12 protein-coding genes and 1 pseudogene are annotated in these 13,621 nt (G+C 31.2%); 7 read left to right on the top strand and 6 right to left on the bottom strand.

All coding sequences use genetic code 11. From position 1 onward, the window contains the following. Nucleotides 1–7: 7 nt before the first annotated feature. Genes DK866_RS10485 through DK866_RS10475 form a run of 3 tightly spaced genes read right to left on the bottom strand, consistent with a single transcriptional unit; the run spans nt 8 to nt 3,898 of the window. A complete protein-coding gene (locus DK866_RS10485) occupies nt 8–2,542 on the bottom strand; it encodes a fimbria/pilus outer membrane usher protein (RefSeq protein WP_162557000.1) in 2,535 nt (844 codons plus the stop codon). Nucleotides 2,543–2,600: 58 nt separating this feature from the next. Beyond that, complete coding sequence (locus DK866_RS10480; RefSeq protein ID WP_109408849.1) at nt 2,601–3,287, bottom strand: fimbrial biogenesis chaperone; 687 nt, start codon at nt 3,285–3,287, stop codon at nt 2,601–2,603. A gap of 59 nt (nt 3,288–3,346) precedes the next feature. Then, complete coding sequence (locus tag DK866_RS10475) at nt 3,347–3,898, bottom strand: fimbrial protein (RefSeq protein WP_109408848.1); 552 nt, start codon at nt 3,896–3,898, stop codon at nt 3,347–3,349. Between the two features lie 863 nt (nt 3,899–4,761). Here DK866_RS10475 and DK866_RS10470 point away from each other — a divergent pair. The 7 genes and pseudogenes from DK866_RS10470 to DK866_RS20150 all read left to right on the top strand — a co-directional run bounded on the left by DK866_RS10470 (nt 4,762) and on the right by DK866_RS20150 (nt 10,133). Continuing rightward, nucleotides 4,762–4,956: a hypothetical protein gene (locus DK866_RS10470; RefSeq protein WP_109408847.1), complete on the top strand. Its 195-nt coding sequence runs from the start codon at nt 4,762–4,764 to the stop codon at nt 4,954–4,956. A 443-nt stretch (nt 4,957–5,399) separates the two neighbouring features. Next, entirely contained in the window at nt 5,400–6,599 is a 1,200-nt protein-coding gene (locus tag DK866_RS10465) for a ribokinase (protein WP_109408846.1), read from the top strand. A gap of 53 nt (nt 6,600–6,652) precedes the next feature. Further along, nucleotides 6,653–6,886 (top strand): annotated as a pseudogene (locus DK866_RS20155) (Na+ dependent nucleoside transporter N-terminal domain-containing protein); the annotation flags it as partial. Nucleotides 6,887–6,940: 54 nt separating this feature from the next. Further along, nucleotides 6,941–7,840, top strand: coding sequence for a nucleoside transporter C-terminal domain-containing protein (locus tag DK866_RS10460; RefSeq protein WP_244179689.1), 900 nt, complete (start codon nt 6,941–6,943; stop codon nt 7,838–7,840). Nucleotides 7,841–7,915: 75 nt separating this feature from the next. Beyond that, entirely contained in the window at nt 7,916–8,848 is a 933-nt protein-coding gene (locus DK866_RS10455; protein ID WP_109408844.1) for a nucleoside hydrolase, read from the top strand. Nucleotides 8,849–9,093: 245 nt separating this feature from the next. After that, a complete protein-coding gene (locus DK866_RS10450; RefSeq protein WP_109408843.1) occupies nt 9,094–9,543 on the top strand; it encodes a hypothetical protein in 450 nt (149 codons plus the stop codon). A gap of 254 nt (nt 9,544–9,797) precedes the next feature. Further along, nucleotides 9,798–10,133 carry a colicin E1 family microcin immunity protein gene (locus DK866_RS20150; protein ID WP_347876375.1) on the top strand — a complete coding sequence of 112 codons (336 nt, stop codon included), beginning with the start codon at nt 9,798–9,800 and terminating at the stop codon, nt 10,131–10,133. 449 nt (nt 10,134–10,582) lie between these two features. Here DK866_RS20150 and DK866_RS10435 read toward each other — a convergent pair whose 3' ends face one another. From DK866_RS10435 to DK866_RS10420, 3 genes are all read right to left on the bottom strand, one after another. Further along, nucleotides 10,583–11,233, bottom strand: coding sequence for a hypothetical protein (locus DK866_RS10435; protein WP_109408840.1), 651 nt, complete (start codon nt 11,231–11,233; stop codon nt 10,583–10,585). A gap of 457 nt (nt 11,234–11,690) precedes the next feature. Continuing rightward, the gene (locus DK866_RS10425; protein ID WP_109408838.1) at nt 11,691–12,029 is read right to left on the bottom strand and encodes a hypothetical protein; all 339 of its coding nucleotides are present in this window, start codon (nt 12,027–12,029) and stop codon (nt 11,691–11,693) included. Nucleotides 12,030–12,116: 87 nt separating this feature from the next. Further along, nucleotides 12,117–13,574 (bottom strand): ATP-binding protein, encoded by a 1,458-nt coding sequence (locus DK866_RS10420; protein WP_208624178.1) that lies wholly within the window; start codon nt 13,572–13,574, stop codon nt 12,117–12,119. Nucleotides 13,575–13,621 lie beyond the last annotated feature (47 nt).

The raw sequence follows: 13,621 nt of genomic DNA, 5'->3' as shown, positions 1-13,621 counted from the left end.
TTAATTGTTATAAGCACTGTGCACTCACTTGCTGTATCCCTTTATTTTCAGAGATATCATTTAAATAATATTGTGCGTAGCATTGTTGTTCTTTTTTATTTCCCCATTTTATATAAAGTTGACCTTTTTCAGGCAACCCACTGATATAAAGAACACCATTATCTCCAACAATACTTGTATTATTTATTTGTGTATCTTTAAGATCATTATTAACTAATGTTGCAATCGCACCAAATGGGATTGGCTTTTCTTTAAAAGTAAGTAAAATTAATGCCTTAAACCCTTTTTTAATTTCAAAATCTGCTAATACCACTGCTCCTTTAGTTGGAATAACAGTTTTATTATTTCCAACAATTTCAATATTTTCTTCTAATGTAGAAATATCTAATGTCACGCTATTACGCACATAAGGTGAAACATAAGGAATAATAGCGTACCCTCGGCTATCAGTGGCGACACTATTCACATTTTGAACTTTGACATATTTAGCATTAGGTGCCCTAACTAATGCTAAAGTTTCTCCTAATGGTTGCGACAAAGTGATCCCATATGGATGTAAAACAATTCCCCCTTGAGCACCATAATCTACCCGTTGATAATGAGAACCATAGCTATATCCTGCATTAATATTTCCATAGGCACCATTATAGGAAACTTGCGCATTGCCACTGGCATTTTGATCTTGATTACCATAACTCTGGCTAATAGCATAATTGAGTTTTCTATTTTCTAATGCATCACCACTCATGCCTACTTGTAAATTATATCTACCACCTTGGGCTAAATTCATATTTGACGTTAAATAAGTTGTATTTTTAGGATACCAATTTGATAAAGGTATATTTATGCTAAATGCAATTTGGTGGTCATTATCTGAATCAGGCATACTGCTATAGTTATAATTTAATCCATATGAAATATTTTTAATATTTGTATTATAACCAGCATTTATATTACGCTCGATCCCGGAACGTCCCCAATAATCTTGCTGATAAGTACTAAAATAAATATTGCCATAATGACTTAAAGATTGGTTTAAATTAGCTTGAATACGTGAGCGTTTATTATAATTTATATCACTAATATTATTTGCTTCACTAAACGTATAAAAACCATGTGTAGAATAACGATAACCAGCTAGCGTAACTGTCGTACCACTTTGCAACATACTTTTTGAATATTGAAATCGATAGGATTGACCTGAATCTCTAGTGTTATTTCTATTATTATTGTCATTGTTGTGGACGATATTAGCATGAGTAATATCTGTCGAAATTGCGCCTAACTCACCCAAATTAAGGCCAATACCTATTGCTGATGCGGTATATTTTTCTGCTAAAATTTGCCCACCATAAACAGTAATGTCTAAAGGCAGCCCATACATTGCCGTTGCTTGCGCAAAATAAGGCTCTCTAGAATTTAGATTAGAATCAAATTTACCACTGCTAAAAGAATATTTTAAACTTCCTTCACGTTGCATAATTGCTAGTGAAGAAAAAGGCACTACAAAATCACGTTTACTTCCATCCGCCTCTTCAATTGTGACATCTAAATTCCCACTATAAGACGTTGGATACAGATCGTTTATTTCAAATGCACCGGCTGCGACATAAGTTTGATAGATAATATAATTATTTTGCCGGATCGTAACCTGAGCATTACTTTTAGCAATACCTCGAACAATAGGTGCAAACCCTTTTTGACTGAGAGGTAACATACTTTCATCTGACTCAAGTAAAACTCCTCGATAAGAAAAACTATCAAATATTTCACCTGAGCTATTAACATCTCCTACAGTAAATAATGATTTAAATGGTTCAATTTGATGGCTCAGATAAGTTTGAATATTATTCCATTTATTATCTTTATTGCTATGGTTATAAGTTGAATAGTTTCTCAAACGCCAACCTTTAAAATTTAATCCACTACGTAAATTTAAAAATTGATCATTGGTATGTTCTTTATCTAAATTATCTATCCATGTATTAGAACCTGAATAGCTATAATTTAATAATAAAGCAGGTAATCCTTCATTCCATAATTTTGAACTAACTTCGCCTCTGACTGCCTTATCTATATAAATTTGAGGAATACTGATATCGAGTTTTTGTTGTGAAAAATTAAATTTAATACTAGAGTCAGGGATCACTGCGGCAAGATTAGTGATTTCTGCATTATCAGATAATTTTTTTAGATCCGATTTATCTAGTACTTTAACCCCCCAAGCAACCAATTGTTCCTTTACAAAAACTGGATAAATATTGTTATCATTCTCGTTTAACAAAAAAGATATTAGCTCACTACCTACTTTTTCATTATTAATATAGATATCAACAATATAATCACCAGGAAGTTGCCCTCCCGGTTTAGAGAATTGCGCTAATGTTTGCAAATCTGCAATATTTTGATTACTACCATAACTTAATGCTGTTGGATCAAAATAATCATCAGAAAATGATTTACCAATATAAGATAAAGAAATAATAGCCGAAATAAGCAAATAAAATCTGCATTGTCTGTATCTATTATTATTCTTTTTCATCATTTTTCTCATAAAATAACGTGATCTATCTAAAAATTAAAATCATTTAAATTTACTTTTAATTTTTCATTAGTTCAGTTACTCCTCCGTAACTATTTACAGCATTCCAAGTTATTTTTCCATTAGTACCTTGTGGTAAATTCCAATTATAAGTACTTTTTGGTGCTAACATTTCAGGTCTATCGAATTTATAATCACCTACTGATAATGTAGATAATGTCACATAATAAGGTGTAGGATTTTCAATATGTAATTTATTGTTGATTATCGATATTTTTAATTCTTTAAATGCTAAATCAAAATCTTCTCTAGAGAGACCATTAGGAATATAAAATAATTTAATACGACTATTAATTGAGATTAATAGTGTATTTTTAGCATTGGGATCAGATGCTGGTATTGCTTTTACATTAAGCCAAAAAACTGATTGCTTATCTTTTGCCAATTCCACTTTATTTTTCATATACACAATTTTAAGTGTATTTGATTGCTCTGCATCTAAACGAAAAAGTGGAGGCGTTGTAATAAATAAAGGATCTACTGAAGGTGCATCTGATTTCTCATCACCTATCCATGATTGAATAAGATAAGGATTTGAATCTGGATTTTGTACTGTGATTGTTGCTTCATGGCTACCTTCAGTATAAATAACGCGTGTAGATTCAAGCACAACACTCGCTTGGGATAGGTTAAAAAAAGCCCCAAAAGTAAATAATATTAAAACTGATTTTATTGTTTTTAGCATAATTAGCCTTTATAAAGCGATGTCATACCCCTTGATAAATCAAAGGGTATGTACTGTTTTTAAAGATAGTTAATATTAAATGTTGCAGTTGATGAAACTTCATCAGCAGTTAATGTGCCGCTTGATTTAATACGTTTGAACGAAGCGTAAACGGTTGTATCCCCTTTAGTTTCAGTTAAAGTCACAGGGATTTGTGTTGATGCGGGAATGATTTGTGAGGTTTGAGCATTATCGGTAAATAATGCAACACCTATATCTGTTTTTGAAATTTCATTGCTACCAGTCACAATATAAGTATGACCATCAGCATTTGTATTATTAGATGTAAATTCAATATTAACGGCATTATTTTCCGCAGGACAATCAGATAACGATATTTTGATTGGTTTGGTTGTTGTTAAATCATTTGTTGCAGCTAATGCAGTTACGCTATAACTACCTAAATCAACCGCTGCCGTATTATTACCATTTTCAAATTGAACATTACACGTAGTATCAACAAATTTACCAGTGAAATTTATTGTACCATCAGCTGCAAATGTTGATGCAGATAAACCTAATAATGACGTTGTAGCCGCTAATAGAACTAGCTTGCGTTTAAGTTGGAACATATTGACCTCATTGATATAAAGATAATTAGCCTATTTAAACCTTGTATTTACACAAATAAAGAGTATTAATTTAATTAAAACCATATCAAAGAAGAAATAGCGTATTAAAAAGCTATTCTTTTAATATTGTCATCTTAAATTAAGATTAATAATAAATTAGCCATTTAAATTTCTCAACTAAATCTTAATCAATAGTCAGATAAAGAATAAATCCAATATAAAATATAAAAATAAGAAACTAATGTGATGATTAAAATAAAAAGAAAAACAATATCAGAATTATAATCCAAGCAGTTTTTAAAGTTTCATTAAAACTAGAAATAAATCACAAAATACACAAAAAAAGAATATCAAAAAAAGACTATTATTAGTACAAAAATGATTTAATTATTATTTATATATTCGTTCTGTGATAAACATCAAAAATAGCATTTCTTTATTTAGTATCAATATAAATTTTAGATCTTATAAAAAATCGTTACCCAATATAAGAGTAAAGAACTTAATCAATGAGCTCTATCTTTTATAAAATAATCAATAATTAAAGTTAGTTACAAATAAAATATTTAAGGTTTTCGGCTATTGACAAAATATGTAGCTACATTTAATAAAATATCATTTAAGATAATAACATTGGGTAAGTAAAATTACTCTTAAACAGGATAATAGCAATAACTTAAGCTTACTCACAAAAACGGTATGAATTTCTTATTATTCAGATAGTAATAATATATTTAATGACTATCGTCATGCTAACATGCTTCAAATTATCTCAATAATAAATTAGACTTATAAAAGCTTTATAAATAATAAAGGTATTCCTTTTTAGAATAAAATATAATACTCAGCCTAAAGGATTAATGATGGTATTTTTTATCAGTTATATGTTACTCGCTATATTTTTGATTGCAGTGCTAGCTCATTGGTCTTTTTCTGCATTATTTCCTAAGGCTCCTTCTACAACACTTTCATGCCTTTTAGTCAGAACACTTATTGGCGTCTTACTTGTTATCGCTGATATTTGTTTGATTTTCATCTTACTAAGCCAATTACTTTGATTTGATTAAGTTTTATATGAAAATACTATCGATATTATTTCTCTTTATCTTATATTAATTCTGAACTGAATATTTTCAATTTCAGGTAACGAATAGATGTTAGGCAATGGCGATAACACTAATATATCTTTATTGGTATTTTTTTACGTTTTAGTGGATACCAAAAGCTATCAATGTCCTATCCATTCTCCAGATACCCAATCATTTCAATGATGATAAAATCAAAAATCAGTAAATAATTTTCAATTATTTCATTACGATTTTAGATAATCATCCAACGTAATCAAACTACGTTATCCACATATTTTCCTTAAAATTTATCTAAACGGACAGATAACTGTCCAATTACGAGCAAAAAACGTGACTACTCAAGCAGAATAAACTTAATTAACCTCTATTATCTTAACAAATGGTAAAACATTTTTTAACAAACGAGGGGTAATATGAAAAAAAAGAGTAGTATTGCATTTATCAGAAAAAAATTAGTGAAAGATAATTCTATCTATGTAAAAGAGCTCAGTGCTCTACTTCATGTATCAGAAAGAACCGTAAGAAGATACATAGATGAATTACAGTTATTAGGTATAGCAACTAAATTTCATGGTGGAGTGAGATTACAAAAAATTGAATTAGAACCAATAATAAATAGAACTATTGATGAAACCAGAGTGCTTCAAATTGATTGCGAAGAACAAGGTAGAGATAAAAAAACTGCAGATAAATGCTCATTATATATTTTAGGATCTTTCAATTTAGATGTTGTCACAGAAGTTGAAAGATTTCCTTTTGTCGGAGAGACAATCAAAGCAATCTCTACAAACTTTTTCCCTGGTGGAAAAGGTGCTAATCAAGCGGTTGCGGCAGCTGAATTAAATGATCATGTGCATTTTTTTGTTAAAGTAGGCGACGATTCATTTGGCGCTACCGCAGAGAAGTATTTTGGTACTACAAAGATAAATTCATATACCTTAATTAAAGATGCCAATGCAAAGACCGGGAATGCATTAGTTATGGTTGAGAATACCACTGGTAACAATAGTATTATTATTGATCTAGGGGCTAATGCAACAATCACTAAAGCTGAAATTCTTTCAGATATTAATAATCTACAATCTGCAAAAATTTTTCTTACTCAATTAGAAAATAATATAGATGCGACCAAGTTTGCGATTGAAATAGCAAAAAAATCGGGATGTTATGTCATTCTTAACCCAGCGCCCTATTCAGATCAAATTGTCTCACATTTGTCATCTATTGATTTATTAATACCAAATGGAACAGAAGCAGAATTAATATCAAACATTAAAATTGATAGCGTTATTTCAGCACAGAAAGCCATAAAAGCAATACACAGCTTAGGTGTTAAAGAAATAGTAATGACACTTGGTGACAGTGGTGCTCTTTATTTCAATGGTAGCACTATGAAATATTACAAAGCGATGAGTGCATCTGTAGTTGATACAAGTGGTGCTGGTGATGCATTCACTGGTGCTTTAGCTGCAAAATTAATAGAAGGTAAAAATATGGATGAAGCAATTAAGTTTTCTATTGCTTATGCATCATTGGCCGTTGAAAAAAAAGGTGCATCATCAATGCCATCTAGAACAAGTGTTGATGCCAGATTAAAAAAAGAACGTATGTAAGGGAAGTGCATAAATAACCCACCCCGTTAATAAATTATATAATCGAGGTCGTTATGAAATATTTAATTTTCATTATTAGCCTTCTCTTAATTTTTATAGTGGCATCTTCAATTAGTTTTAATGCTAATAAAATAAAAAGAAAATTTATTCCTATTCTTATTCTTTTATTAATAGAGGCCACCGTTGCTTTTATACTTCTACACACATCTATTGGGATCACAATTCTTAACACGACGAATATAGGTATAGAATATTTAGTACATCATGCAAATAAAGGAATTGATTTTGTATTTGGAGATATAAGCACAAAAACACCTATTGTGTTCGTTATTGTTGCTCTAATGCCTTTAGTATTTATTTGTTCAATTATTGGGATATTAAAATATTTTGGTATTCTACGGTTGATTATTCTTACTATCGGGTACCTTATTAATAAAATAGCCAAAGTAGGTAAACTTGAATCTTTTTCAGCAGTTAGTGCTGTCATTGTAGGTATGATGGCCGTATATGTTTCGATTAAAGAATACATACCCAATTTAACAAAACCACAAATGTACACAATAGCTGCATGCTCGTTATCTACTGTCGATATCGCAATATTGGGTGCTTACACTCAAATATTATCACCTCAGTTTGTTTTTATTGGTGTTTGCCTAAATTTTTTTAGTACTTTCGTTATTGTTTCCATTATTAACCCTAACGATCCTATTGAGATATCTAACAATTTTTCTGGCCCTAAAAATGAACATCATAGTTTTTTCGAAGTACTAACAGAGCATATGCTCGATGGTTTTAAATTAATTCTAGCGATAGTTCCAATGCTTCTTGGCTTTATTGCTCTAATTAGCATGTTGAATGATATTTTTTTACACCTCATAGGAATAAGTTTCCAAGGTCTTCTTGGTTATATCTTCTCTCCTATTGCATTTGTGCTTGGCGTCCCTTGGCAGGACAGTATTGAATTCGGGCAAATTATTGCTACAAAAATTTTAACGAATGAATTTGTTGCAATGATTGACTATATCAAATTGGATAATCTGAGCCCAAGAACAGAAGCCATTATCTCTGTATTCCTAATTTCGTTCGCAAATTTTGGTTCAGTCGGAATGATTATTGCTTGTGTCGCCAGTATCAGTAAAGAACATGGAAAAATGATAGCGGCGAATAGTTTTAGACTGATCGTGGGTTCAACGTTGGTGAGTTGCTTATCTGCAACGATGGCCGGTATTTTTATTAATTGATATTTATTTTATGAGTCATCTTTTTAATTCTAGCTGTTATTCAATGTGTTATGTAATTTATCAAAGGAGAAGTATATGACTAAAATTATTATAGATTGTGATCCGGGTGTAGATGATGCTATTGCTATTTTACTGGCATTGGCATCACCAGAAATAAAAGTGCTAGGGATCACAACAGTATCTGGAAATGTAGAGTTAGATAAAGTTCATGAGAATGCACGTAATATTCTTTCATTTGTGTCACGGCCTGATATTCCTTTAGCCAAAGGATGTGAACGACCTTTGATAGCACGTCGGGGAAGCAAAACACAAGTACACGGCAATAACGGCCTTGCTGGAGTGATGTTACCAAAATCTAATTACACTTATCCTGATATACATGCTGTCGATTTTATTATTGATACTGTGATGTCTAATCCTAAAGAAGTCACCCTTTGCCCGACAGCACCACTTACCAATATCGCCATGGCAATGCTAAAAGAACCAAGGCTTAAGGATAATGTGAAAGATATTGTTCTAATGGGAGGGGCTGCATTTTGTAATGGGAATATAACACCAGCAGCCGAATTCAATTTTTATGTCGATCCACACGCGGCACATATTGTCTTTGATACAGCAGAACACATTACTATGTTGGGATTGGATGTCACACATAAAGCTGATATTCGAGCAGGTTTATGTCAATCGTTAGAGCAAGGTAATGTTATTGCTAGAACAGCAGCAAAAATGTCTCGTGGATATGCTGCATTTGATCCCTTCTTACATGATCCCTGTGTAATAGGTTATCTAATCCGCCCAGATATTTTCACCGGTATAAATGGGCATATTGATATTGAATATGAATCACGCAAGCTTTTTGGTTTAAGTTTTGCAACAGTCCATGACCCTCTAAGACCACCTAAAAATAATAGCAATTTAAATGAATGTCGTATGAATACAATGATAGTCACCGATGTTCAATCGGAGAAATTAATGTCGCTGATATCTGAACGGATTTTATCTTTGTAAATGGGATCAAGAAAATACAGGGAAGTATAGCTTCTCTGTATCAATCTTTATTATTTTTTTAAAATTAAGGTTATTTTCTCTCAACAACAATTAATATTATATTGGAATTAAACAAGAAATATCCTAATAGTCACTCCGTGCTATATTTAAAAATAAATAAATCTATTATGATGACTAATCTCATAGTAATAGATGTTGGTATTTACATAATTATTTATATATAACAATATATTAGGATTAAAAATATGGTTAATTATAAGAAGTTTATAGCTTTAATCGTTATATTATTTACCTGTATAATAGGGAGCGCACATGCAGAGCAACGCCCTGATGTAGCAGATAATGTCATTGCCTATAAAGGTCAACAAGGAGTGATTGTTTGGACTCTACGTATTGGTGATCGTAATGCTAATGAAGCATTAGTACAAATAGAAGGTATTGACCATGACTGGAATTTAAAAATTCAGAAGATGCAGGTTGAAAAAACAAGTCGAGATACTCGGTATTCAATAAATATTAATGGAAACAAATTTGTTGCTCTAATTATTGAGAATAAATGCTGTGGTAACCTTTACATACCAGAAGAATCTCAGCCTATATCAGTAAATTATTCTGAAGGAATATCCCATGAAGGTAATGCACAAGCATTTCTCACTGATTATCTTCAAGCTAAAAATAATGAAATCAATAAATAAGTCTTTAAAATTATTTTGATATTAAATAGGTGAGTTTTATTGATTATTTTCTCACCTATAAAATAGAACGAAGAAAACAGCCCTGAAATACTAATGACTATCCATAAAAAATAGGTGAGATAATTATTTAATCCAGATAATTTAGAATGGATAATCAGTTAATTTAGCCAAAATAAAAACAACAAAAAATTGAAAATAAGAATAATTATTATTATAATTATTTTTTATAGAATGGAATTTATTAGGATCTGGATATGACTAAAAAATATTATATTAACAATATGTTTTGGGGCTATTTTATGATGTTCGTGATGATTTATCTTAATTATAACGATCACACTATTGAAAGTCTGTTAATGCTTATTTTAAGCATACCTAGTGCAATTTTTTTCCCTTTCTCAAAAATGATCACTGAAAAATTCGTATTAAAATATACAACAAAAAAATTCTGGAATACTGGATTGTTTATAAATACTCCTGCTAAGCATGGTGGAGTAGCTCTATATCACTTATTTTGTTTTATATTTTCAATTCCATTTAGCGCTATATATCTATCCTTGCATTTCATAAAAAACAGGATAACCAGTTAAAAACAATATCCCTATTATCCTACGTATTAAAAACCGAATGTACTACTAATGCTTTTCAACCAAATTATCATTAAATTCTTGAGATGATGAGAATATATCCTAAAATACCAACAGGCCTAATTAAACTAAAGATAAAGTCTATCAGTGCCCCAGCTATATCAGTGTCTAAAGTATCTTCTATTTCTAATTTTTTTAGTATAGTTATTTACAGTAGCAAACTACCACTTCAGATCGATTACATTCATTTTATAATTCTTATTCATTTTAACTAATGCTTCAAATCCTGACAGATACTGAATAGGGTCACACATGGAGATGTTTTTAATAGGAAGCCTTTCAAACTTATCCCTATTCAATTTTGCATTAATTAAATAGAGATCATCTTCATCACCAGTTTCATGATTAAATATCTGAGAATACCCAGCCACTATGACATTCTCTATTTCTGATCAAACCATAAACCCGATAGCTGATACTCTTAAAGCGATAGCATGAACATGCCTTGCGTAATCATTATAATATTCTTCTGCGGTTTTTAACCTTTCACCATTTGATACAGGCGTGTCTTCAATTTCTGGCAGGTCTACATCTATAAATAAGGTTTTTATTTCCTCATCATAATGAAAAGCAACTATTGTTTCTCTAGGCCAATAAGCTGATAAATATGCATACCTCAGCCTCTCATTAACACCACCAAAGCTAACTGGATGATACTTTGCAATATCACCATGTATATCTATAAGAAATTCAGGCTTCCCAGTGAAACCTCTGTTATAAAAATCTTGATAAATAAATGTTTTACCTTCCTCTATTGTCAGTACATTTGTATACTTTTCATTTAGCCACCACTCATCACCTTGTAGTTGTGTTGAGCTTACTTCTCGCCAATTCAATTCTGTTGGAAAACCAATAACTTTATATTTCTCATTATCTTTAATAATAACGTTCGTTTTTTCTAGCTCAGAGATTATTTTGTTTACTCTTTCTTGATTAATTCTGAATTTTCCAAGAAAGTCAGCGGTTGTTACGTACTCTTTGTTTATTGCAAGATCAACAAATTGCCAATACAGAAGATCTAAACCTAATGTTTTTGATTTCATGTCATCACCAAGAAATATTAATATTCCTGATGAGACTATCAAAATAACCAAAAAAACCTCAATTAAGAGGCATGATATGTGATCTTAGGCATTCAATTTTTGTTCTTATTTTAACTAAATATGGTAAAGAATGAAGAAAACAAAAAAATCTGCTAACTTGAAGTGATCCCATAAAGTTGGACACTTTTAGTTAAGCAGCTTGTAATACCTGCTTAGATTCATTACATCTATCTTTTTGGTCATCAGATATTTTTTCATCAAATCACACTAACTCTACCTTGCTCAATGCGGACAATTATTGACGTATTAACAAATCCCTCGCACGAATTCTTATCGTCATAATTAGCGCAAACCACTTCAGCAACATCCGATAACTTTCTATTTTCTTTAGCAATCGATGGCATACTGAGAAAAACAAAATTCTTTTTCATTGTATCTGGCGATATATATAAAATAATTAACAACCAATCATTTCACCTGATTTAGTGATCGTACATTTATTTCCTTCACTATCTTCAGTATGACAGCCCGAACTATCGCACCAGCTTTTAATGGAATATTTGTTACCCCCACTATCAACAGAAAATACTTCTGTTGATCCATCAGGATTATCTCTATTTCCTGACGTTATTGAATAAGAGTTTCCTTGATTATCATGAGATCGGATCGTCTCATCTCCGTCTGAATTCTTTGTTGAATCAGTACATATTCGGTATGCGCCACTACCAATACATTCACCAGCTAATACATTAGTGTATGCAAACAAAATTGCAGTAAAAATTAGTATTTTTTTCACAACATCATCCTCGTTAATTAACTTGTTTTTAATTTCGTTATTTATGATGCAATTGATAGCAGATTTAACACCTATTAATTATTGCTATTACCAAAACTTATACCAAGGTTTTTTTATTTCTATTATATTATTGTCATTAATTTCATTGCTTTTTTTATTTATTAACAATAAGTGATATGCATTGCCTATTTCATCAGTGAGCACACTCTCAAACTCTCTATTCACATCGGGAAGTCCAGTTTTTGCATGTACTAATTCGTGAACCAGAGTTCCACTAAACATAGAAAGTGACTTTAGTGTTTTTCGTGACAGCACAATACATTTTGAATTAGGATCCCAACAGCCTAATGTCTCTCTCATTGTCATATCATCTAACCGCATAGTATCAGAAAGTTGTATATCAACCACGCCGTCAGGTAGATCACCAAATATCCTAACTATTTCATTCTTATATTGATAAATTTCTTTTTCTGCTTTAGAAAGTGCCGTTTCATTTATAAATGAAAATACAAAACTATTGTTATATACTTGTTTGAAATTATTTATATCATTTATGATGTTCCCCTCAATATCTTTAGAGTCTGCAATTCGCATTCTTAAATTATGAGGAATAGTGACTATTCTTACTCCGTTCGCCCTAGCCTCATCAATCAGAGAACTATGCATCATCCCCTCTTCAGAAGTAACAAACATCACACTTTCTGATGAATTCAAAATCGATACAGCATGCTCTTGCACATCAATCCATGATAACTCATCATGCATAGTTCCATATTCATAACCAGCCATATCATCAGCAAGCTTATCGATCACAACTTCGTTCTTAGACGATAATAGGATTCTTTTTACTGTGTCAGTATAAGCACTACGACCAACATTAGTTCTTTCTCTATTAATTGATTTTTTTAATTGGGTATTAAGACGAGTAATATTGTATGAGAACAAAAAGTTTTCTTCTCTGGCAACTAACACACCATTTATATAAATTTTTCCTTCATCACCATTATTCTCAATTACCTGCCCATACCCAGTGGTATCTATAACTTTAGAGCCACTGAAGTTAAGAAAAAGTAATTTAGCTTCCTCTACTTCATTGTCATCAATGTTACTTAACTTTACTTCTGTACCAATAAATTCTGTATCTAGTGGCTCTTCAATAATTGCATGTAGCGTAGTTATATCGCCAAAACCCTGCTTGGTCATTTTTGTAGTTTTTATAATGCCATACTTTGATTTTATTAAGCATTCAACCCCATGTCGCTCAAATGTTGCCAAAGCATCTTTTAGCCCTATGCCGAATCGACCAATAACATTTCGAGCATTTAGTTTTTCTTGATTCTCGTTCTGAGTTAAATGAGTATAAGTGATGCCTCTACCAAAATCCCTGATAATCCAGTTATTCCCATTGTTTGATATTTGAACTTGATCTGTATTCGTTAATATCTGCTCATCTAATGCATTAGCAATGATCTCTCTAACTGCATGTCTAACTTTCCAGTTTTCCAATATTTTCTCTATATTTAAATCAAACGCCTTCGTACTCATACTTATAATATCCCCATAAATTGATGAGAGATATTTAACCATTTAAA

It is taken from the genome of Proteus genomosp. 4 str. ATCC 51469 (assembly GCF_003144375.1).
Lineage (GTDB): Bacteria > Pseudomonadota > Gammaproteobacteria > Enterobacterales > Enterobacteriaceae > Proteus.
This window is presented reverse-complemented; position numbering and strand designations above follow the sequence as displayed.